The following is a 23961-nucleotide window of genomic DNA, read 5'->3' as shown; positions in this document are numbered from 1 at the left end:
ATAATATTGCGTATTTCCTGTATAATATTGCAATCAGAATTAGTATAGGTGAAAGCAAGAGAAAAATAGATATAGTGAAAGCACAGCTTGGTTCAAAATTTAATGAGAAATAGGTTAAAATTCCTGCACACTGAAAAACAGGGAACCACAATATCAAGTTATATTTTTCATTGCACAGATTGTTATGTATATAACTTATAGCAATTCTCATTATTAATGAACCAAATAAGAAGCATAGCAGAGTTGTTTAACCGTGGAAGGGGAAAGAGAGGTAATAAATTTACACAAAGCGCATTCAAGCAGAACAATTGTATCGTAGATTTTATTGCGTAAAATGTTCTGTTTTATATATAACCAAAACCTCTCAACAGGATTGAGTTCAGGTGAGTATGGTGGTAGGTATATAATTTCGATATTTTTAGGTGCCTTTAAATTTTTTGACTTATGCCAACTAGCGCAATCCATCAAGAGAAAAGCCTTTCGTATTCCTAAATATTACGACATCTGTTCAAGGAATATATTTATACAATCAGTGTTGACGTTTGGTGCAAATAAGCTAAAATTCTCTCCATTTCTGGGATTAACTGCACTATAGAGATAAAAATTTTCCCTACCTAATTTTACCTTAACCTGTGTCCTACTGCCTTTTTTAAACCACCCATGTCCAACTTTTGAATGTGTACCAAACCGTGATTCATCGAAGAAAAATAGCTCTTTTTCAGAATGCATGACAATAGTTTCATTGAGGTTTTTTTTTAAACTCCTCTTGCTTGTTTTTATCTTGTCCACTATGAACTGGTCTTGGTGTGATATATGAGAATTTCATTCTTTGCATATTACGATGTATTGCGGATTTGCTGATATTCAAACCAAATCTTTCTCGGATTCTTATTCTCATTTCTCTAATAGTAATATTGGGGTTTTCCTCTATCCACAACTCAATTCGTTCAAGTTGACTTTGGTTCAATATAGTTTTTCTACGGCGTTGAGGTGGAGCAAATAATTTTTCTTCTCTTCCAAATTTTATGTGCTTTATCCATGTAGTAATTGCCTTTCTCGAAATGCAACATATTTTTGCTACAGCTGTTATACTGTGCTTTTTTGCTGCAATTACAGCATTTAGTTTTTTTGCAACATACGCATTATTTCTTACTCTCTTCAGCATCTCTTTTGCTGATTTCACCACTTTTTCATCCAATAATTTTGATCTTAATGCCATCTAAACCTCGCTATTTTACTTACTTCAGTATGGCTTTTTTCCATTATTTTCTATTCGTTGCTTGTATAGCGGGAATTGGTATGACCATCCGCAAAGGCACTGTAATAGCATGGCTAAATGCCACAAAACCCTGGGCTTTAGAGCAACAAACCTAGTGTATGAAGGCAACTTCGAAAACTCTGATTTGTAGAGCAATGTTAGGTAATGCAGGTAGAAAGCCTTAAAATTTTCACAGGGAGATTGCTGATACAGGAGGATTATTGTGATAATTTCCGAATGTGTAATTTCTGGCACTCTTGTGGGTTTTTTACCGTTTGGCAGTAGTTTATCTGCAAAATTTTTCTCTATATCTCTGCAAAAATCATCGACCAGACAAAACAGTTTTGTTATATCTTCCATGGGTAACCTCATCTATTTTTTTCTATTTGTTGAGTTTACCCTACTCTCCTGGCTTTTCTATTCTCTTTTTAATCCAGAATTAGCGTTCTGAAAGCACGGCTTTAGTTATTTACTCTAAATATATTATACGTATACTTGTTATTAAATTAAATTTGAAATGATAAGAAATGAGTGAATTTAAATCGATCCGCAATATTGCAATAATTGCACACGTTGACCACGGAAAAACTACTTTACTTGATAACATGTTAAAACAAAGTGGCACGTTTCGTGAGAATCAAGAAGTTCAAGAACGAGTGATGGATAGTGGTGATCAAGAACGTGAACGTGGGATTACAATACTTGCAAAATGTACGTCAATAATGTGGGGTGATGAGAAAATCAATATCATTGATACACCAGGACATGCGGATTTTGGTGGAGAAGTGGAAAGGGTGCTCTGCATGGCAGATGGTGTATTACTACTGGTTGATGCTGCAGAAGGTCCAATGCCACAGACTAAGTTTGTGTTGTCAAAAGTACTAAAGGCGAATTTAAAACCGATTGTGATAATCAATAAGGTTGATCGACCAGACAGCAGAATTGATGAAGTACTAAATGAAATATATGAGTTATTTTTTAACCTTGATGCAACCAACGAGCAACTAGATTTTCCAGTACTCTATGCTTCAGGTAGAAATGGTTGGTGTGCTAAGGAGCTATCTGATGAGAGAAAAGATTTAAGCCCATTATTTTCAACGGTGATAGATTACATAAAACCTTCCGTTTATGATCAAAATGCACCTTTTGCTATGCTAGTTACTTTACTTGAATCTGATAAATTTCTTGGCAGAATATTGACAGGAAAGATCTACCAAGGAATCGCGCAAGTTAACTCAGATCTTAAGGTAATTGATCTTGATGGTCAAGTGGTTGAGCGAGGGAGATTAACTAAGTTACTCTCATTTTCTGGCTTAAAACGCGTTCCAGTAGAGCAAGCTGTAGCTGGTGATATCATTGCCATTGCAGGACTTGAGAAAGCTTCAGTTTCAGACACTATAGCAGCACCAGAAGTTACAACTGCGATCAGCTCAACTCCAGTTGACCCGCCAACAATGGCGATTACTATAAGCGTTAATGACTCACCTTTTGCTGGGCAAGAGGGAACAAAACTTACCTCAACTGTTATAAAAGATCGTTTATATGCAGAAGCAGAAACAAACGTTGCAATTACTGTAACTTTGGCTCCAAGTGGTGAAGCATTTGAAGTAGGTGGACGTGGTGAGTTGCAGCTTGGGGTACTGATTGAAAATATGAGAAGGGAAGGTTTTGAACTTTCAGTTTCACGGCCTCGAGTGCTGTTTAAAGAAGAAGATGGCAAAAAACTTGAACCTATAGAGGAAGTAGTAATTGATGTAGATGATGAGTATAGTGGAATCATCATGGAAAAACTTAGCTTTCGAAAAGGTGAAGTAACTGACATGAGACCTTCTGGTAGTGGCAGAACTAGGTTGACATTTTTAGTGCCATCAAGGGGATTAATTGGCTATCAAGGAGAATTTTTAACTGATTCTCGCGGCACTGGTATAATCAACCGTTTATTTCACAGTTATGCTCCACATAAAGGTTCAATTTCCGGAAGGCGTAATGGGGTTTTAATTTCAACAGACAAAGGCGAAGCAGTAGCGTATGCAATTTTCAATCTGCAAGATAGGGGAATTATGTTTATTAAGCCACAGGATAAAGTATATTGTGGCATGATCGTCGGTCAGCATAGTCGTGACAATGATTTAGAAATAAATGTACTTAAAGGTAAGCAATTAACAAACGTAAGAGCTTCAGGTAGCGATGAAGCTATAAAGCTTACTCCACCAAAAATAATGACACTGGAGGATATGATAGCATATATAGACGATGATGAATTAGTAGAAGTAACTCCAAAATCTATACGTTTGCGTAAGAAGTTCCTCGATCCAAATGAACGTAAACGTGCAGGAAGGGCGAAGAATAAAGAGTAATCAACGTTCCTGATAAAAATCTGGATGCCAGTGTCAGCTACTCGAATAACACCATCATAAAGGGAACTAGTGTCAGTTACTTGAGCAGGTACTGGGATGACAAGAGAAGGCTATTGTCTGTAGAAAGATGTCATTCCAGCGCGTGACGCTGGAATCTAGCTTTTTATAAGAAACGTTGTATTACTTTTATACTTATAAGTTTCTAGGCACTGGATTTGTTGTAGACTTACTCTATCACTTTACCCTCTTATTTTACCACTCTCCTGCCTATATATTTTTATATGAGGACTTTTGCAAAAGTTTCGCATTTTTTGTAACATGATTTTCAGTATGTGTAACCTAAATGCAAATTGATCACGAAACTAGTGTAATTATTGAGGCCATAGAGAAATTTGGTGGTGAGGCAAGACTTGTTGGTGGATGTGTTAGAGATTCAATTTTGCAGCGTGAAATTCACGACATTGATCTTGCTACTAATCTGCTGCCTAATCAAGCAGTTAAAGCGTTAAAACTCCGTAATATAAAAACTATTCCAACTGGCTTAAAACATGGAACTATTACTGCGATTTTAAATAAAAGATCCTTTGAGATTACAACGCTAAGGCATGATGTAAAGTGTGACGGTAGACATGCGAAGGTAGAATTTACTAATGATTGGCAAGCTGATGCTTCAAGGCGCGACTTTACGTTTAATGCTCTTTATGAAGACAAATATGGCCATATATACGACTACTTTGGTGGAATTGAAGATTTAAAAGCGCGAAAGTTAAACTTCATAGGCAACGCTGAAGATAGGATTAAGGAAGACTATCTACGTATTTTAAGAGCGTTTCGTTTTCACGCTAAAATATGCATAGGAGATTTAAGTGATGAAATATTGGATGTGTGCAAAAAGCATTCACACATGATTCAAAACCTCTCTGGAGAGAGGATAAGAGAAGAAATATTTAAACTCTTGGAATGCAATGATCCTGCTCCAACACTTAAGAGCATGCAAAAATCTGATGTTTTACAAAAAATTATTCCAAAAGAAGTAAAATGCGAAATTTTATCTTCACCACTTCTTATCAACACTAAACCTCCTACAAAACCCTCAGCGTATGTCCATACGCCTTTCCTAGATCCCACAATCGATGCACTAACAAAATTAGCGTTGCTTATTAGGACTGCTGAAGATAGGATTAGTCTTGGGGAAGAAGTGAGTAAGTTTTTACGTCTTTCAAATAAGCAAAAGAAAAAAATATTATTTTTATTATCAAACAATATCGAAACAGAGCTTTCAGAAAAAGAGCAAAAGAAATATATATCTTTATTTGGTAAGGAATTATATTGTGACTTAATGAAGATTTGTGGTATTGAGTCTGGAATAAATGTTGATGAGTATATTTTATTTGCTCATATATTCAATATTCCAAAATTTCCTTTATCTGGTGATGATTTAATAACTATAGGTCATCAACCGGGAAAAAATTTAGGTAGAAACTTGGAATTGCTACGACAACACTGGGAAGACAGCTCCTACACTTTAACAAAGGAGGAGCTAATACTTTATGCTAAGAGCCTACTCTAGTTATCTAGCTAATCCCTGAATGTTTGATGAAGTATAGTATTTCCTAAAGTAAATGATAAAGGTATAATAAAGTATTTGAGTTATAATGGCATATAGTGTGGATTTAAGGGAAAAGGCAGTATTGATGATAGAAAAAGGGAAGACAAAGGTTGAGATAGCAGAGCTCATGGAGATAGGAATAGCAACGCTGTACCGCTGGTTAAAAAAGAAAGCTGCTGGTGAAAGCCTAAAGCCATCTAAAAACGGTAGCTTTATTCGAAAAATAGACCCAAAAATACTCGAAGAATATGTTACAAAGAATCCAGATCATACTCTGGCAGAGATGAAACAAAATCTTGGATTTGGAATAAATTCAATTTGGTATAGACTAAAACAGCTAAAAATTACTTTAAAAAAAAGTCACACTATATCAAGAGCGCAATCAAGAAGATAGGCAGCAATTTATTGATAAAATCTCAAAAATAGACCATTCCAGCATCTTATACCAATTCCCGCTATACAAGCAACGAATAGAAAATAATGGAAAAAAAGCCATACTGAAGTAAGTAAAATAGCGAGGTTTAGATGGCATTAAGATCAAAATTATTGGATGAAAAAGTGGTGAAATCAGCAAAAGAGATGCTGAAGAGAGTAAGAAATAATGCGTATGTTGCAAAAAAACTAAATGCTGCAATTGCAGCAAAAAAGCACAGTATAACAGCTGTAGCAAAAATATGTTGCATTTCGAGAAAGGCAATTACTACATGGATAAAGCACATAAAATTTGGAAGAGAAGAAAAATTATTTGCTCCACCTCAACGCCGTAGAAAAACTATATTGAACCAAAGTCAACTTGAACGAATTGAGTTGTGGATAGAGGAAAACCCCAATATTACTATTAGAGAAATGAGAATAAGAATCCAAGAAAGATTTGGTTTGAATATCAGCAAATCCGCAATACATCGTAATATGCAAAGAATGAAATTCTCATATATCACACCAAGACCAGTTCATAGTGGACAAGATAAAAACAAGCAAGAGGAGTTTAAAAAAAACCTCAATGAAACTATTGTCATGCATTCTGAAAAAGAGCTATTTTTCTTCGATGAATCACGGTTTGGTACACATTCAAAAGTTGGACATGGGTGGTTTAAAAAAGGCAGTAGGACACAGGTTAAGGTAAAATTAGGTAGGGAAAATTTTTATCTCTATAACGCTAATTCTGGATTAAAAAGAGAATAGAAAAGTCAGGAGAGTAGGGTAAACTCAACAAATAGAAAAAAATAGATGAGGTTACCCATGGAAGATATAACAAAACTGTTTTGTCTGGTCGATGATTTTTGCAGAGATATAGAGAAAAATTTTGCAGATAAACTACTGCCAAACGGTAAAAAACCCACAAGAGTGCCAAAAATTACACATTCGGAAATTATCACAATAATCCTCCTGTATCAGCAATCTCCCTGTGAAAATTTTAAGGCTTTCTACCTGCATTACCTAACATTGCTCTACAAACAGAGTTTTCGAAGTTGCCTTCATACACTAGGTTTGTTGCTCTAAAGTCCAGGGTTTTGTGGCATTTAGCCATGCTATTACAGTGCCTTTGCGGATGGTCAGAACTTACTGGAATCTCATACATAGATACAACTCCTATTGCAGTTTGCCATGCAAAAAGAATATCAAGAAATAAGGTTTTTGCTGGAATTGCAAAATTAAGCAAGAGTACATATGGCTGGTTTTTCGGCTTTAAACTACATTTGATAATTAACGAGAAAGGTGAAATTCAAGCTTTTACGCTTACAAGAGGTAATGTTGACGATAGAGAGCCTGTAGCAAACCTAACTAAGAAATTAACCGGTCTTTTGTTTGGTGATAAAGGCTATATTAAAAAAGAGCTTTTCCAAGAGTTGTTTAACCGCGGTTTGAAACTTGTTACCAAGGTGAAAAAGGGGATGAAAAACGCATTAATTTCACTACATGAAAAGATTTTGCTGAGAAAAAGGTCGATCATTGAGACGATTTTTGGCTACCTCAAAAATAGACTTGAAATTGAACATACTCGCCATAGATCTCCCGTTAATTTCTTGGTTCACATCTTTTCTACTCTCATTTCCTATTCCTTGAAATCCAAAAAGCCTTCCATTTCCTATACTTTCTTCCTTCCTTAATCCAGAATTAGCGTTTCCACGGTTAAACAACTCTGCTATGCTTCTTATTTGGTTCATTAATAATGAGAATTGGTATAAGTACAATGGCAAAACAGATAACATCAATCTGCAGCTTCATATTTGGAGCTTCAGACAAAAAATCATTACCAGATGAGTCGGCTCCAGAGATTGCATTTGCTGGTAGATCAAACGTAGGAAAATCAAGTTTAATCAACTTGCTGATAAACAGCAAAAAAGCTGCAAGAGTTTCTTCTAAACCTGGATGCACTAGACAAATAAATTTTTACTCTATGTACAATGATAAGTTTAGGATTGTCGACCTACCGGGTTATGGCTATTCTTGTGCAAGCAAGGAAGAAGCAGTACAATACTTAAACCTAATTGAGTACTATCTAATTCACAGGAGAAATCTAAAAAGAGTGTTTGTGCTTATAGATAGCAAGGTAGGATTAAAAGAAATAGACAAAGACTTTGTTTATTGGTTAATATGTAATAATATTAACTTTAATATTGTGCTAACAAAAATAGATAAAGTGAATCAGGAAAGTCTAAATGCTATTCTAGAAAATACTCAAAAGTGGGTTAATAATGAACATGTATCAATTCATCAAATAAGCATTCGTGTTAAGCATAAAATCACCAAGGTAAGAGATGAGTTTTTCAAATTTACAAGATAAAAAAATGAAAAGTGATGAATCTTTAAATGGTAAGATGCCATTGAAGGAAAAAACAGAAATATTATTTGAAGTTCTGTCTAACATACCTAAATTTGTAGGCGAAACTTTTATCATCAAATGCAGCAGTGTAATAATCTCAGATGAAACGCTGCTTAGTGCTTTTGCGCATAATGTTGTTCTGTTGAAACAGCTTGGTATAAATCCGGTGGTAGTTCATGACGGAGAATATGAAATTAACTTAGTGTTAAAAATGCTAGATATGAATGATAAGTTTATAAATGGTGTCAGACTTACAGACAAAAGCACTATGAAAATCATTGAAATGGCACTGTGTGGTTCAATTAATAAAAAAATTGTTCAGCATATAAATGCTGCTGGTGGTTCAGCTATTGGACTATGTGGAAAAGATGGCAACCTCATAAAAGCTGAAAAGATAAGCACTACGCTTAGGGAAAATAGATTAAATAATATTGAAAAAATACTAGACATGGGATTTATCGGTAGACCAACTGAAATCAATCCTGATATATTATTCTTTATTGAAGAATCAGATTCTATACCAGTTATTGCACCTATCGGTTATGGAAAAAATGGAGAAACATATCATATTGATACTGATAGCACTGCAAATGCAATTGCACTTGCAGTTTACGCATCTAAAATGATAATCTTGAGTGATACAGATGAAGAAATAAACAAAGTTGGCAATGGAAGAGTCTTGATTAAAAATTTAAAAGAATCGATTGATTGTGGAAAAATTAAAGGAGAAAAATTTGTTGAAAGGCTTATGTCATATATTAAAATGGTAGAAGAATGTGCAGGGGTTGTTCACATAGTTGACGGTAGAGTACCTAACATTATACTTGATTTATTTACTGAGAATAATTCAGGTATATCAATAATGGATGATTAATAGCTGTACTGCTTATAACCATATGAACATTGAAAATTTGGGAATAGCTTATGTCAAATTCCTGTTCTCTTTTCCAGTTTTTTAGGGTTTTTTTTCTTGCAAGCATAATGGTTTCGTATACATAATGAAACCAAATGGTATTTTTAGCTTGATAACAGAGGAAAATAAAGAGGGCTTGGGTGTAACACTCAAATAATGATTTACCTTATGGATACCGCTAGAAAAGTTGACTAAGGTATACAATTCTCTCTGCGTCAAGTTACTCAAGATATCGAATCTACAAACGCTTTGGATTGAGTGTGTTTGGTCAATTTGAGTGCTTTAAATGAAAGGCGAAAATTGAGCATACTACGCCTCTGTACACAGTATCTTTAATGCAAGTGCCCATGTGATTCCATAGATAATCTCTGTTTTTTTATTTTATCTGTCCATTTATCATTCTCTATATCTTGTTTGTTGGTTGCTCTTTTTTCTTGCTCAACAATTGCCTTATCTATCTTCTGATGAATTGCATCAATTGCATTAATTGCATTTTTTTCTTTGTATACTTCGCTTTTTCCTTCAACAATTAAATTGGTAAAAATATTTACAACAAACTGCACTTGATTATGATTAGCCTGATCTTTTATCGAAGAAGGTAAAGAGTTTAATTCCATCAATACTTCTGATGCTGTTTTATCTTGAGTGGAAAGCCCTAAATTATCTGCTACTTCACTTATTAATAACTCTCTGTTTTCTTTATTATCTTCCAATTTAGTATAATCACGCAGTAGATCCATAACTGCAGATACTCTGACTTCAATAATATCATCAACATCTTCACCTCCTAGAGCAACTCCTGATTCCAATAACTTCTCTCTGAGGTTTTTGCTTAAAAGATTAATAAATTCTTTATTTGCATCTGATCCTATGGTTGATATCGTACCATCTAAATAGTTATTTACTTTGATTTGAGTACCTAAGTCATGCTCTATTTGTATTTTTGTCTCATATTTAAATCCTAGTTCTGCACAGAATTTCTGAAAATATTCTTTAATAATGTCAAACAAGCTCTTGCCATTATCTTTATAGTTTTTTAGCTCTTCAGGAATAGTAAGTGATAACTTACCTTCTTTATATATTATACCATTTTTGCTATCTTGAGATTCAAGTGTGAATTCTAATGAGCTGGATAGGTCACATATTTTCTCTTTCGGATTGTTAAGCGTGGTTATAGGCATTGCCATATCAGACTTCACTTTTATGTGGTTGTGATCAGTGCAGTAAATGTTTAGCGCTTTTTTAGGACTATGTGGAATCAAGCTACAACTACTGAGTGCTGCATGAGATTCATTAAATATACCAGCTTCATACCCTGCTTGATTACAATTGGTGACTAGCTCTTCTAAAATAGCATTACTTGGAACTTCTGCCCCAGCGTACCTGAACATTTCCTTGAAAATTTCCTTTGCTAATGCACGGTAATCTTTTTTGGAGAATAGATGATAAGAGCTTCTCCCTGCGTTATAAAATCTCTCAAATTCCTTTCTATATTCATCAATTTTTTTCTCATCAGCAACTGTAGGGCTATTACAATGATTTTCCCAAACTTCAGATAGTCTATCTTGATCAAGCTCCCTAAGTACTGGTTCCATAAAAGCTTTACCTTCTTCAGAGAGATTATCAAAATTATCACGGTTAAAAATCTCATTTTTATAATCTTTAGCTCCTTCCTTAAGTGCAATAATAAAATTTTTATCTATTTCTTTTTCGTTAATAATAAAATTCATCCTTTGAAAATCTAAGAACATTGTTTCACCAGAATTTGCTAATTTATTAGCTTGATCTGCTCTTAATTTATTAAAATCGAACTCTTTAGCTGTGGTCTTTAATCTAACTACCGGACTCTTCTTTGCCTCTTTCATAATTAACACCTTACTATAAATATGCTGTAAGTTGTACCATATAATGATGAATAATTTTTTAATATATAAAAAAGTCGATAGTCTATTTCTTTATTTTAGGGATATAGGAAAGGCGTAGATTTCTCTTTTCATTTGTAGCATGCTGCATTAATATTTACGTATTAATCTAGAAAATAGTGATGAATAATATTGTAATTGTTGGTCTGCAATGGGGTGACGAAGGCAAGGGTAAAATAGTAGATTATCTTTCTGAGAATGCAGATGTAGTTGTGAGATTTCAGGGAGGAAATAATGCAGGGCACACTATAGTAATAAATGATGAGGTTTATAAATTAAATTTACTGCCCTCTGCTGTTTTGAGAGCGGACAAAATATCTATTATAGGAAACGGTGTTGCTCTTGATTCACATGCTCTAGTCTCAGAAATAGAGTCATTGAAAGTTAAAGGAATGGACATAAACTATAACAACTTGATGGTATCCGAAAGCTGTCCATTAATACTTAGCGTACATAAGGACAAGGAAAAGCTATTTGAAGATTTAAACGGAAATCACAAAATTGGTACAACAAACAAAGGGATAGGGCCATGTTATGAAGATAAAGTTGGCAGGAGAGCTATACGCCTTTGTGACTTAGAAAACACAGATGAGCTCAATCAAAGAGTGGATGCTCTCCTGAGTTACCATAATGCTATCAGAAAAGGACTTAACTACCAGGTAGTTAAAAAAGAAGAAATATTAAAGGAAATTCAAGAGATTTCAGAAAAAATTCTTTTATATAAAAAACCTGTGTGGAAGATACTAAATGATTTTATGAAAGAAGGTAAGAAAATAATATTTGAAGGCGCTCAAGGCGCATTTTTAGATATCGACCACGGAACTTACCCTTTTGTTACTTCAAGTAATACCGTAGCATCGCAAGCGATAACAGGCTCAGGATTATCCTACAATGCTCACATTATTGGTGTAGCAAAAGCGTATACAACAAGAGTGGGTAATGGTCCATTTCCTACTGAACAAAATAACGAGATTGGAGACAGCTTATTTTCTATAGGTAAGGAACTTGGAACAGTAAGCAATAGAAGAAGGCGCTGCGGATGGTTTGACGCAGTTTTAGTGCGCCAGGCCGTACAACTCTCTGGAGTTTCAAGCACTGTATTAACCAAATTAGATATTCTTGATTCTTTTGATACTATTAAAATAGGCACTGGTTATAAGTATGGCGGAAAGATGTATGATTATTTACCCGCATCACATTCAATACAAAAAGAATTAGAGCCAATATATGAAGAATTTCCTGGTTGGAAAGAGAAAACTCAAGGCAAAAGGTCAGTTAAGGAATTACCTGCAAATTTGATGAAATATGTGAGAAAAATAGAAGAATTAATAGGTGTACCAATTCATCTAATTTCAACCAGTCCAAAAAGAGAGGATGTTATTGAGATTAAAAATCTATGAAAACGTCTTGTTAACTTTTATCCAATAAAAAACGATACTTGTGTGACTTCAAGCAATCTATTATGCAAAGTAGCAGCGTAAACGTACAGTGAGCAGTGTGATTTTTCTTAAATACATGTTGATTGTTATAATATAAACATAGTTAAAGGAGGCGTATTATGATTGCAGGTTTGACTAAGGGAGATAAAGCAGTAGATGCAGGAAAAATAGGTGATCAATTTGAAAAGCATTTTTGTATAGGACCAACTTCACTGAATAGGGAAGTTTATTACTCTACACTTATCTACCATACATTCAAAGAGTTATATTCACAATTAGATAATATCTCTCATGCTAACAAAACGAGATCAGAAAAAGAAATAATAAATTTTTATGTTCTACCTCAATTTGCACATTTTAAAGAAATTCTTGATGAAGGTATAAAAAAAGATCCTTCGTTTGCAAATTCTGCTATTGTGAAGTTTTGCTACTCAATTATAAAAGATAATAAATTATTTAAAGAATTAGAAGAAGTTAGTATTCCCGCAGAAAACTCTAGTGTAAAGGCAAGGATAAGCTTTCAACTGAAAAATCTTAAAGAAAAGGTGTGGTTCTTAAGAAAACTAAAGGAAAAAAAGAATTTCACTTATGTGCAGAGGGCTTTTGGGGATGAGTGGAGTTTTTATAACCTAATAAACGATAGAGATTTCAAACAAACGTACATAGATAAAGCAGTAACAGAGTCTGCTAATAAGAGCTTTGAGGAAGATATAAATAAATGCATAGAATTGGCAGAGCAGGGAAAAAAAGCTGCAAGTAAATATTTTGAGAGGAAAGACGTAGAGCTTCAAGCTTATTACACAGAAACTGGTAACGATCATAGAGTTTTGAATATTAACCTTATTAATTACGATAAGAGTGAGCCAACAAAGATTAGTGAAGTTTTACAGCAAGAGAAAGATATTAAAGAACTGAATATCTATTGCAATAAAAAACATGAAATACACGCTCATCAAAAAGATAAGAAAAGATATTATAAATTTAAAGAAGGTGCATGTTATGAAATGACAAGCACTTGGCCTGTAAAGCATGGATCCGGAATGTGTACCATGATTATGAATGTGAGTAGTGATGGCATAACTGAAGTACTAAAATTTGATGGTGAAGATTTTGTGTCATCGAAGGAGATTCTAGAATTAATAAAGCAAAACGATGAATTATATATTCAAGGTCTCTCCTTATATGATGCTGTAATGGAATCACTAGAAGAGGATAGGGCTACTCCTATTAATTTTTACAATGAATCTATGGTGGCTTATCAAGGTAAGGAACCAGAGGGGAAGTTAGATCATAAAGTTGATGCTGATAATAGCCTTCCTTCTTCTCCTTCTATTAATAGCAATGCATTGGAAGTCAATTTACAGCACACTGAAACTCAACCAGAAGTTGCTTCACAACAAATAACTGATTTACAAAACAGTTTTGGAAAAGAAGAGCGAAAAACACAGAATTGCAAACTGAACTGGCACAAAAAAAATGAAAAGTTAGCAAGTGTGTTAGCAGAGTTACAAGAGAAAGCACAAGAACTTAAAAATGTATGTGAAGCAAAAGGAAAGCTAGAGGGTAAGCTAAAAGATGTTAATACAGAAAAGAAGGAGTTAGAAGACAAATTAAAAGAAGCAGCACACATAATGAAGGAAAAGGAGCAGTATATAAGCAATTTAAAACTTCAAGTGCAAGAGTTGAAAGATGAGCATAAAGCACAACTGGAATCTTATGAACAAGGGATATACAAACTAGCATGGGAAGTTGAAGAGTTAAGAAGCAAACTAGAGTGTGAGAATGAATGGGATGATAAAGTTGTAGAAATAGCTGATGGACTGGGAGAAAAAATTCATGCTGATGAACAAAGAAGCCTAAATAATCAATTTTATACTCCAACAAGAAATATTTTTAATGAGACTAATAATGAGTCTTGTGTTCCACTGGAAGAAAAGATGACGTTACTCGGATCTTCAAGCTCTGATGTCGGATATGGTAGTGATAATGGTTTATCTTCTAACATGAGTTCTATTGAACAAAGAAGCTTCAATCATCAATTTTATACTCTAGCAGGAAACGTTTTTAGTGAGCCTAATAGTGCCTCACAAAAGAAGACAGAGTTATCCAGATCTTCAAGTTTTGATAGTGGACTTGATAGCGATGGGGAAAGTTGTGATAATGATTTATCTTCTAACATAAGTTCTATAAGTTCTGTTGAGAAGGTGGCAGAGAGTAGAAAAGTAGGTAACTTGCTTTCCTCTCGTATTATATAGAGATAAGTTGCAAGAGGAATACTCACAAAAATCTCTTGTATTGATAATAATTTAAAATCTATAGTAGACTGAAAAAGATTATTAAATTATAATACGACAATGATAAAAGAAGACAAATCAAAAACACTTTTTGAAGTGGAAGGGGCAGTAACTGCTTTACTACCTGCAGCAGAATTTAGAGTGAAGCTGGACAATGAACATGAGATTATCTGTCATGTATCAGGAAGAGTGAGAAGAAGTAAAATACGTATTATTATAGGCGATAGAGTGTTAGTTGAGATGAGTATTTATGATAGGAATGCAAGAAAGGGTAGGATAATAAAAAGGCTAAAGTGATAGAACAATCTCTAGATAATCTTATTCTTGCTTCATCATCAGAAAGGCGAGTAGCCTTACTCAAACAAATAAATATTAAGCCAGGTTTGGTTTTGCCAGCAGATATAGATGAATCGCCTTTGAAGAAAGAGCTGCCAAAAGATTACTCAATCCGTATGGCAAAAAGTAAAGCCGAGAAAATACAAAGTGCAAATCCAAATTACTTTGTGCTTGGTGTGGATACAGTTGTTGCTTGTGGTAGAAGGATATTGCTCAAAGCTGAAAACGTTGAACAAGCAGAAAAATGCGTTCGCTTGTTATCAGGAAGAAGGCATAGAGTATACACCAGTGTGTGTTTATTAATTCCTGATCAATCTAAACAGCATATTAGGACTGTAGTTACAATAGTGAAATTTAAGCGTCTCAGCGAACAAGAGATTAAATATTATTTAGCATCAGAAGAGTGGAAAAACAGGGCAGGGGGGTGCAACATACAAGGTCTTGCAGGAATGTTTGTATTATTTTTACGTGGCTCATACTCTTCTGTAATAGGGTTACCATTACATGAAACCCATTGCTTGCTAAGTAATTACTTTAACCTATACTAATACCATTGTCCTTTTTTTGTTTTTCTTCAGCAATAAGTTTAGCCCAGATTCTATTTCTATTTGCTAATGCAATTCTATTGCGATCAGGACTATCATTGCGTTCTGTTAAAGTATCTTTTCTTTCCTCTTCTACTATTCCAGCTTTCAGTTGTGCTGCATCTTTTTCTAGCAATTTATATAGTTCGCTATTTTTGTCTATAATCAGATTAGTATTATCATTTTCTTGTTCTGCTTCTTGTTCTGCCACTTTTCTTTCTAATAACTTACGTACAGGGTCATATTTTTTACCTTCTTTTATTTCTTTCAACATACTTTCTGAGAATAAATCTTTAGTAGCCTGGTGTGAAGGTTCTCTCAATCCTTTATTCAATTTTTCCACTGTATCTTTTGGTTCAATGGTTTCTAATTTCTTCTCTAATTGCTCAGAATTGACCTGAAAATTATAGTTACTAGTGTAAGTTGGAGATGAGTAACCTGAGTCGTTTATTTCTTTCTCCGCTGCATTGTCTTTTAGCAATCCAGTTGCTAATAAATGTTCTTTGATTTGTTCGCTCATTTCTTTCTGATCCACCGGTTTTAGTGGGAACTTCTGAGTTTCTTTATCCAACTTACTGGTAAATTCCGTAAGTAGGGTATCATCTCTTTGTTCAACATTCATTAGGCTCGCTTTTAACTGTCCGGAATTTACTCGAGATTTTTCATGATTAGAGTGAGTTGGAGATGAATAGCCCGAATCGTTTGTTTTTATGTCTGTTGAGCTGTATTCTAGCGATTCATTTTCTTGTTCGGTTTCTTTTTGTTTATCGTTTCCTCTTTCTTCGTTTTCCTTAGTGCTAAGATAATCTTTTTCTCGTTTATAATCTGATTGAGGCTTTGAAAGCGTTATATACTCATCTTCGTTATCGCTCCAACCATCTTCGAAGTAAGAAAATTCTTCACCATACTCACTTTCACTACGTAATAACTCATTTTCTGCTTTCCATGCAAGAATCGAAGCTACACCATTTAGTGGTTGCTTATTTCCAGTATTGCTTGATTCTTTAGCGCTTTCATACTTAAATGCACCTTTAACTTTTTTGAATGCAACGTCTTGTGCTGCTGCAGCGCTTTCAGTAGTTGTAGGATCAAAAATTGCACCTTTTTGCCGATTATTAGATATTTGCTTACTTTCATCTGATCTTCGGCTTCCAGATGCAGTATATCCAAACGTAGTAAATGTAGATTGCCTATCGTTTTGATTTTGGCTTACAGATTTGGTGAAAGCAGTACTGTTTGAATGATCAGAATATGGAGAATTGTAGTTATTTCCACTATTAATCCGTATTGGCTGATACTCACCTTTTTGCTGATTATTAGGTAATGAACTAGTTCTAGTTGGCAGTGACGGTGGAATCTTTTTAGCAGATGCGTTATTAGAATTTGTAGTGCTAGTCGTTGCATGCTTAAACTCAACTTCTTGATCTTGAGTAGCTTGAACGCCAACACCTTTACTAATATCATTTTCTATGAAAGTTTCAGATGATTGTTGATTCTCTTGTTCTTGTCCTTTCTCCTTGAATTGTATTTGATATAGGAATAAGCCACCTATTTTTACATCTGTGTTTGCTTTTAATTGTTCCTCAGTAACACCATTACGTTCAGTGAGATCTACACCATCTTTATCAATCTTGATTTTGATAGTACATTTTTTTCCATTTTTGTCATGCCAATTCAAAGTCATTTCATATGAACCATCGGTTACAACATAATGCCTTATTCTTTTCTCTCCTTCTTCGGCAACAAAACCGTGCATTCCGCTCTTTCCATCACTATGCAGCGTTGAAAATCCCAAAATTCCTTTCTTCTGACAAAGGTCACTATTTAAAAACTCGCTGATTTTAAACTCTTTTTTGTCATCTCCCAGTGTAATACTTGCGTGATCGCCATATATTGAAACTCCTGCGATATCATCAACATACTCTTTTAACCTTGCTTTAACTTCACTTTCAAGCTTTTGTTTAGCTTTCTTTATCTTGTTCTGCTCTGGAAGAATAACTTCATAAGCTTTATTTTTGTCTTCATCTGTCTCCAAATTCCAGATGGGGTGCTTTATTAGAAACTTTACTGCATTAAAACCAACTCTGGAATTATAAATTGGGTCGTCTTCCTTTTTTATTTCATCGAATAAAGTAAAAAATCCTCGAATGAATTCATGATATTGTTGTGTGCTTTGAGTATTCATATTTTCCCTCACTAATAACCCTCTGCCTTTTAGCCTTAGCTAGTACAATTATTACGGGAATTGATTTAGTTTTTATTAAAGAAGTTGTATTGCTAACGTGATGACATGAGCTATTTTATGTTCACATCAAGCAATTTAAGTTGTCATCCTAGTCTGGAATCTAGATTTTTCTAGACTTGATCCTATAGTCAAATTCATAACTACAAACGTTGTAATATAAGAGTAATTTTCACCAAAAAGTATGTCATTTGAGTAGCTGATACTGGGATCCAGTAGCACTCAGTTAGTGAGCATAAAAGTATTATGTTAAAACATAAAATTTTTGATGAAGTTCATGAAAGGCTGGATTCCAGACTGGGATGACAACTTAAAATATTGCTTTAGCTCTGTTTTTGCAACTTCAAGTATTTGCTACTCATAGTAAATACTTCTGGATCTTGAGAAGTGAGCTTGAGTATAGCAAGTATGTTTATGAGTAGCAAAGCAGCAATTGAAATATCAGCGATATCCCAGAGTAACTTAACTCCACCGATTGCACCAAATGGAATGATTAAGGTAAAAACTACAGTCCAGATTTTAGTGTATTTATTATCCATAGATACATAGCGTATTGTTTGTTTTGAACAAAAAAACCAAGTGAAGATAGTAGTAAAGGCAAAACAAAACATTATAGCCATAATTAAATAGTCAGTATAGGGCCAATTCATAGCTTTTCTAAAAGCAAAAATGCACATGTTAGTGCTCTCTAAATCAGTAATCCAAGAATCTGTGACAAGCAGTACCATTGCTGTAATGAACACTATGAGTGCAACTATAAAAGGAGATATTATTGTGATTAGACTCTGTTCAATGATAAATTTATTGTTATTTTTTTTAGGAGTAATCGAGGAGTGTACAATTCCTTCGAGGCCAAGTCCTATATCTGTTGCAAAAATACCTCGCAGGGTTCCTACTTGAATAATAGTCAACATTTCTAAAATTAAACCTAAAGATAAGCCAGAGTTAAAGCTACTAGTTGTAAAAAAATTGCTTGTTATTAGTTTTAGAGAAGGAAGAATATTTTCACTAAACTTAAATAATATGATACCGCAAAGTGTGAGGTAACTTACCGTCATTATCGGTATCATAGCCGATATAAAAATTTTAATTTTTTTTAAGCTGAGAGCTGCAACAACAAAAAATATTATGGCCATTACAATGGCGCCAATGACTACAGGTATATCTACCATGCTGAGTGGTATTGATAGAGAATTTACCTGAACAAGGTTACCAACTGTTATTGAAACCATCATCATAATAACTAGAAACACAACTGTAGCTTTTCTAGAATTAAATGCATCAGTCATGTAGGCTACAGGTCCACCTATAAATCGTCCATTTTTTTCTTTTCTGGTTTTTATACTTAGGTAACAAGTAACATATTTTATCACAGAAGTAACAACAATAATTATTACCATCCATAAAATGGATCCTGGTCCTCCGGTTTTTAGAGCAACAGCAGTGCCTGAAACGTTTCCTACTCCTAAATTTCCTCCTAAGATTGTAAACAGGGCGGCTATAGAAGAAAATTTATTTTCTCCTCTTTTAGCTCCAATAAGTGAAACGGCATACGGTAGTCTAAACACCTGTAACCATTTTAGTTTAACCGATAGGTAAACACCAGCAACTAGTATGAGTAGTATTGTTGGCAGTAAGAAAACAAACTTTACTGTATCCATCTGTAAAAGAGAGATTTTACTTGAGTATATAGCAAAAGTTGAAAATACCCAACCTATTTTCTATGTATGACTTCGGTTTCATTATTCTAGCACCTCTTAATCTTGTCATACCAATCACAACTGATTGTAATATGGTACAATGTTCATACAATGTCATTCCAGTGCTTAACACTGGAATATTGTGTTTTTACATAAGGTTAGCTGCTTTTATACTTATCAACTTAGTGTCTAATCTGGATGCCAGAGGGCTTTGTTGCATAGCAGGAGAAAAACTAGCGATTACTGACAAAATTCATTATAAAATAGCCATTTAACCGCTTAAGGATAAATATATCATAAAAAATGAGAGTCAGTAACCAAGGTAAATATAACAAATTTTTCCAAGATTTTTCCAAGAAAGAGGAATATTTTCATTTAGGCAAGGTGTTGATAAGAAGTTTAAGCTACAAGAGCATTAAATATAGTGATGAAGCACGAGAATATCTAAATCACACATATTGAGAAGCAACCTTCAACAAGTGTAGATGGAGCACAAGCACAATCTTTAGCAGGTGAAAAGAAACAACTGTAGTTTTCGTTATTGTTTAGTGTTGACCTAGAAGGTCAACACTGATATATACCTCTATATAGCTAATGTGTGGAGGTAATATGGTGGTAGATAATCCAAAAGCAGTTAATAATCAGGATTATTTTGATAAAAGTAATCGTTTTTATTTGCGCTTAAAAGATAATTTTTTTAAAAATCTGAGCCCAGATAGTAAAGTATCTATGGATACTGAAGATAAGAACGAAGAAGTTAGTATTGATGATGATGAAAAGTGGTTTAAACACTTTTCTACTGTACTTCCCAATGAAGAAGGGCAGGAAAAGTATAGATATGAGGTTAATGGCAGGTATGAATATAAACATGCCAATAAGTACGATAGCAAAAATGTCGTAGGTGCAATTGCTCAGAAAATTGCAAAAGATGTAAAGGAAAGTATAAAAGACAATACTTTAGAATATATAGGAATTAAAGAAAGTAGAAAGAAAGGTAAGATTAAGCCTGCACTCAGAATTATGCTTGGCGATCCTACAAAATCAATAAATGTGGTTGATGTTTTAAATAGTGATATATGCAGAAAATATGGTGTAGATGGAATTACATTATTACTGCCTAGTCAAAGCAAGTGTGAAACAAGAGGAATACGCTGCAGAGTTGATGAGAATGGAACAAGAATTTATGAAGTAGCTAACGGCTCATATTATATGACTTTAAATTGGTATGATAAAGGAGAAGAGTGTGAAATGAAAATTAGCATTAGTGATAATGGTTCTGTAGAGTTTATTAAAAGCAATGGTGTTACTTGGGAGCAAGTAGCTGCATATAAAGAAGTAAAAGTAGGGAGACAATATGAAGCGAAGCCTTTATATGAAGCATTGTCATATTTAAGGCGAGAAGGCTCTGAAACAATAAGAGGATTTTATCCTTCAACAAGTGTGGAAAGCATACAAATTACTACAGGAGTTAAGCAAGCAGCTCTTTCGCAGTTATAGTTTTCGTTATTAATTGAAATGAAGCTTTTTGGGCCCCAAAAGGCTTAATGATCGAAATTTTTGGAAAGATCTTTATTGGAAAATTCAGGGACAGGAATAACATTTTTAAGCTATCGTATAACTATCACTTGCTCGCTGGGAGCTCTATTTTTCATACCACTCATTTATGAGTTTATTGATATCAGAATCTATAAAATCCTTTAGTGGTTGACTGGTTTTTATCTCGGCATTTTTAGGGATACACCTATCTTTACATATTGCGTACTTTATATGAAAGTTAATATCAACGTATTCTTTATTTGAAATGATATTAGTTTTAAGGGGAAATAACACCATATCTTCATATATGTTACTAACAAATGTAACTTCCCCAACTTTATCTTCATGTTCCTTGGGAGTAGGCCAATGAATATCTATATTTGATATGTTACCCTGACAGTCAAAGGAAGTAGGAAGGCCGAAATCTCCAGGGTCTTTGTAATATATATGCCAACCTGGTTTTATTGTAACCTTTATTGCGCCTTCAATGGTAAGGTTTGCTTTATTTACCTTACCAATGAGCAGATCAAATTTTGCAACTTCTTCTTCAGCGCACAATTGAGTGCAAGAAAAAAGTAAAAGTAGGATTGAGTATATACGTATTTTCATAAATACTCTATTTATGAAGAAAATAATTTAAGTTCTATCTATTACAATAAAAATATTATATAAATCATTTGTTAATATAATATTATATTAATAGTAATATACTAGCAATTATAACTTTCATATATTATTTTTTTATTTTTAAGCAGTTATAATATTAAAGAGACGTAACAAATATAAATAGTAGTGGCTTTGCATAGAAAATCACAAACTTATTTCCTTTATAAATGTAAGACTTTTTAGAACTAGAAAGATACCTTGGAGCAAGTTGCTCCAAGGCTCTTGTTTACTTAGAATCCACCCATTCCGCCCATTGCTCCTGCACCCATAGGTGATGAAGCATTTTCTTCTTTGTTTGGTAGATCAACTATCATAGATTCAGTAGTAATAAGTGCGCTTGCTACAGACACTGCCGTCTCAAAAGCAATACGAACTACTTTTGCCGGATCAATTACACCAGCTGTTGATGCATTAGCGTAGTTCATAGCCTCAACGTTGTATATAAGCTCTTTATCATTCTGCTTAATCAAATAGTCAATTATAACAGCAGATTCAAGACCAGCATTTTTAACCAATCTTTTGATTGGAGCACTGAGAACTTTTTTGACAATGTTGATACCTATTTGCTCTTCATCGCTTGAAGCTTTTAGCTTATCAAGAGCAGATGCAGCGTAAAGAAGTGCAACTCCTCCACCTGGAACTATCCCTTCTTCAATTGCAGCTCTTGTTGCATGAAGTGCATCTTCTACTCTATCTCTACGTTCTTTTACCTCTACTTCAGTTGCTCCACCAACTTTGAGTACAGCAACGCCGCCTGATAATTTTGCTAAACGCTCTCTTAGCTTTTCTTTGTCATAATCAGAGGTTGAAGTTTCAATCTGAGATTTAATCTGGTTAATTCTAGCATTTACTCTGTTTTGTTTGTCACAGTCGCTGTCTTCACTAACAATTGTGGTATTGTCTTTAGTGATTTTAACATTTTTAGCAGTACCAAGATCTTCAAGAGTCAAATCTTCCATCTTGATTCCAAGCTCATCTTTTATGACATACTTAGCACCTGTTAAAGCTGCTATATCTTCGAGCATCTCCTTTCTCCTATCACCAAAACCTGGAGCTTTTACTGCAGCAACTTTTAGACCACGTAATTTGTTGATCACTAAAGTGCTTAATGCTTCACCTTCAACATCTTCTGCAATGATAAACAGAGGTTTGCCAGACTTAAAAATAGCCTCAAGAATAGGAAGTAAAGGTTGAATAATATTAAGTTTTTTTTCTGTAATCAGCAAATATGGATCATCAAGCTCCACGCTCATCTTTTCATTATTTGTAACAAAGTATGGAGAGAGATAACCACGGTCAAACTGCATACCAGTTGTAAGTTCAACCTCTAATTCTTTTGAACCCTTACTCTCTTCAACAGTGATGACGCCTTCTTTTCCAACCTTTTTAACAGCATCAGCAATGCTATTACCAATATCTTTATCACCATTTGCAGAAATTATTGCAACTTGTGCAACTTCATCCATTTTCTCCAAAGAAATTGTGCGAGACATTGATGTAATTTCCTTTAATATCACATCCTTTGCCTTCTGTATTCCATTTTTGATACAAATACGATCATTTCCAGCTGCAATTGACTTTGAAGCTTCCATTATCATATTGCTAGTCAGTATTGAGCATGTTGTGGTACCATCACCAACTTTGTCATTACACTGAGAAGCACTTTGAGCAATGGTGCTTACTATCGCAGAGTGTAATGGTTTTTCAGGCTTTATACCTTTCATTACCTTATAGCCATCCTTTGTGACCTCTGGTCCACCATATGGCTTGCTAATTCCTATTGTATTTCCCCTAGGCCCTGCAGTTGCTCCCACCGTTGAGTCAACCATTGCTGCAACTTCACGAAAGGCTTCTTGCAACTGTTCGCCTGATACTATTATGTTAGCCATTTTTATCACTCCTTAAATTAATAAAAAATTTAGAATATTAAAATACATAATGCACTATATAGCGTATTAGTTTAGTAAAATAGGGATACCTACTTGATAACAGCAAGTAGGTCTGACTCCTTCATCACGACATACTTTTCATTATCATGCTCTACTTCTGTGCCAGCCCACTGCCTGTAGAAAACCTTATCACCAGTTTTTACAGTTAAAGGTATACGCTCTCCGCTTGAGTTGCGTGAACCACCACCAATTGCTATAACTTCACCTTTAGTAGGCTTCTTTTCAGCACTTGATGGTAGTACAATTCCACCTTGTTTTTCTTCAGTAATAGGCTTTATTAGCACGTTATCATCTAATACATTCAAATTTACACTTGACATTTATGTTTCCTC

The 23961-nt window shown here is 34.2% G+C and carries 16 protein-coding genes and 4 pseudogenes; 12 read left to right on the top strand and 8 right to left on the bottom strand.

Going from position 1 to position 23961, the window contains the following annotated elements:
* Positions 1-213 precede the first annotated feature (213 nt).
* Together O1Q06_RS02310 and O1Q06_RS02305 are read right to left on the bottom strand one after the other, a co-directional pair.
* Positions 214-1219 (bottom strand): annotated as a pseudogene (locus tag O1Q06_RS02310) (IS630 family transposase).
* Positions 1220-1309: 90 nt separating this feature from the next.
* Positions 1310-1618: pseudogene (locus O1Q06_RS02305) on the bottom strand (IS982 family transposase); the annotation flags it as partial.
* A 167-nt stretch (positions 1619-1785) separates the two neighbouring features.
* Here O1Q06_RS02305 and typA point away from each other — a divergent pair.
* The 7 genes and pseudogenes from typA (at position 1786) to argB (ending at position 8922) form a co-directional block, all read left to right on the top strand.
* Positions 1786-3615: a translational GTPase TypA gene (gene typA / locus O1Q06_RS02300; protein WP_410542907.1), complete on the top strand. Its 1830-nt coding sequence runs from the start codon at positions 1786-1788 to the stop codon at positions 3613-3615.
* Positions 3616-3958: 343 nt separating this feature from the next.
* A complete protein-coding gene (locus tag O1Q06_RS02295; protein WP_410542906.1) occupies positions 3959-5185 on the top strand; it encodes a CCA tRNA nucleotidyltransferase in 1227 nt (408 codons plus the stop codon).
* A gap of 85 nt (positions 5186-5270) precedes the next feature.
* A complete protein-coding gene (locus O1Q06_RS02290) occupies positions 5271-5618 on the top strand; it encodes a transposase (RefSeq protein ID WP_264336399.1) in 348 nt (115 codons plus the stop codon).
* Between the two features lie 131 nt (positions 5619-5749).
* Positions 5750-6382, top strand: a pseudogene (locus tag O1Q06_RS02285) (IS630 family transposase); the annotation flags it as partial.
* 81 nt (positions 6383-6463) lie between these two features.
* A pseudogene (locus O1Q06_RS02280) lies at positions 6464-7332 on the top strand (IS982 family transposase).
* Between the two features lie 83 nt (positions 7333-7415).
* Entirely contained in the window at positions 7416-8009 is a 594-nt protein-coding gene (gene yihA, locus O1Q06_RS02275; RefSeq protein ID WP_007302825.1) for a ribosome biogenesis GTP-binding protein YihA/YsxC, read from the top strand.
* Positions 7984-8922, top strand: coding sequence for an acetylglutamate kinase (gene argB / locus O1Q06_RS02270; protein ID WP_410542905.1), 939 nt, complete (start codon positions 7984-7986; stop codon positions 8920-8922). Before yihA ends, argB begins: the two co-directional genes overlap by 26 nt.
* 371 nt (positions 8923-9293) lie before the next feature.
* On the opposite strand, the gene O1Q06_RS02265 is transcribed toward argB, so the two are convergent.
* Complete coding sequence (locus O1Q06_RS02265; protein ID WP_410542904.1) at positions 9294-10826, bottom strand: hypothetical protein; 1533 nt, start codon at positions 10824-10826, stop codon at positions 9294-9296.
* A 179-nt stretch (positions 10827-11005) separates the two neighbouring features.
* Between O1Q06_RS02265 and O1Q06_RS02260 the strand changes: the two genes are divergently transcribed.
* The 4 genes from O1Q06_RS02260 to O1Q06_RS02245 all read left to right on the top strand — a co-directional run bounded on the left by O1Q06_RS02260 (position 11006) and on the right by O1Q06_RS02245 (position 15500).
* The gene (locus O1Q06_RS02260; protein WP_410542903.1) at positions 11006-12283 is read left to right on the top strand and encodes an adenylosuccinate synthase; all 1278 of its coding nucleotides are present in this window, start codon (positions 11006-11008) and stop codon (positions 12281-12283) included.
* Positions 12284-12441: 158 nt separating this feature from the next.
* Positions 12442-14577: a hypothetical protein gene (locus tag O1Q06_RS02255; protein ID WP_410542902.1), complete on the top strand. Its 2136-nt coding sequence runs from the start codon at positions 12442-12444 to the stop codon at positions 14575-14577.
* A gap of 99 nt (positions 14578-14676) precedes the next feature.
* Positions 14677-14913, top strand: a complete 237-nt coding sequence (gene infA, locus O1Q06_RS02250; RefSeq protein WP_410542901.1) for a translation initiation factor IF-1 — start codon at positions 14677-14679, stop codon at positions 14911-14913.
* Complete coding sequence (locus tag O1Q06_RS02245) at positions 14910-15500, top strand: Maf family nucleotide pyrophosphatase (protein WP_410542900.1); 591 nt, start codon at positions 14910-14912, stop codon at positions 15498-15500. Before infA ends, O1Q06_RS02245 begins: the two co-directional genes overlap by 4 nt.
* Here the strand turns inward: O1Q06_RS02245 and O1Q06_RS02240 are convergent.
* Together O1Q06_RS02240 and O1Q06_RS02235 are read right to left on the bottom strand one after the other, a co-directional pair.
* Entirely contained in the window at positions 15487-17721 is a 2235-nt protein-coding gene (locus O1Q06_RS02240) for a hypothetical protein (RefSeq protein WP_410543137.1), read from the bottom strand. The genes O1Q06_RS02245 and O1Q06_RS02240 overlap by 14 nt on opposite strands.
* Positions 17722-18101: 380 nt before the next feature.
* Positions 18102-19439, bottom strand: coding sequence for an alanine:cation symporter family protein (locus O1Q06_RS02235; protein WP_410542899.1), 1338 nt, complete (start codon positions 19437-19439; stop codon positions 18102-18104).
* A 648-nt stretch (positions 19440-20087) separates the two neighbouring features.
* Between O1Q06_RS02235 and O1Q06_RS02230 the strand changes: the two genes are divergently transcribed.
* Positions 20088-20975, top strand: coding sequence for a hypothetical protein (locus O1Q06_RS02230; RefSeq protein ID WP_410543136.1), 888 nt, complete (start codon positions 20088-20090; stop codon positions 20973-20975).
* 144 nt (positions 20976-21119) lie between these two features.
* Here the strand turns inward: O1Q06_RS02230 and O1Q06_RS02225 are convergent, their stop codons facing one another.
* From O1Q06_RS02225 to O1Q06_RS02215, 3 genes are all read right to left on the bottom strand, one after another.
* The gene (locus tag O1Q06_RS02225; protein ID WP_410542898.1) at positions 21120-21623 is read right to left on the bottom strand and encodes a protein-disulfide reductase DsbD domain-containing protein; all 504 of its coding nucleotides are present in this window, start codon (positions 21621-21623) and stop codon (positions 21120-21122) included.
* A 287-nt stretch (positions 21624-21910) separates the two neighbouring features.
* Complete coding sequence (gene groL / locus O1Q06_RS02220; protein WP_410542897.1) at positions 21911-23569, bottom strand: chaperonin GroEL; 1659 nt, start codon at positions 23567-23569, stop codon at positions 21911-21913.
* An 89-nt stretch (positions 23570-23658) separates the two neighbouring features.
* A complete protein-coding gene (locus tag O1Q06_RS02215) occupies positions 23659-23949 on the bottom strand; it encodes a co-chaperone GroES (RefSeq protein WP_410542896.1) in 291 nt (96 codons plus the stop codon).
* Positions 23950-23961 lie beyond the last annotated feature (12 nt).

Source organism: Wolbachia endosymbiont of Tetranychus urticae (genome assembly GCF_046529255.1).
GTDB lineage: Bacteria > Pseudomonadota > Alphaproteobacteria > Rickettsiales > Anaplasmataceae > Wolbachia.
The sequence above is the reverse complement of the archived record's forward strand: the minus strand, read 5'-3'. Positions and strand labels throughout refer to the sequence as shown.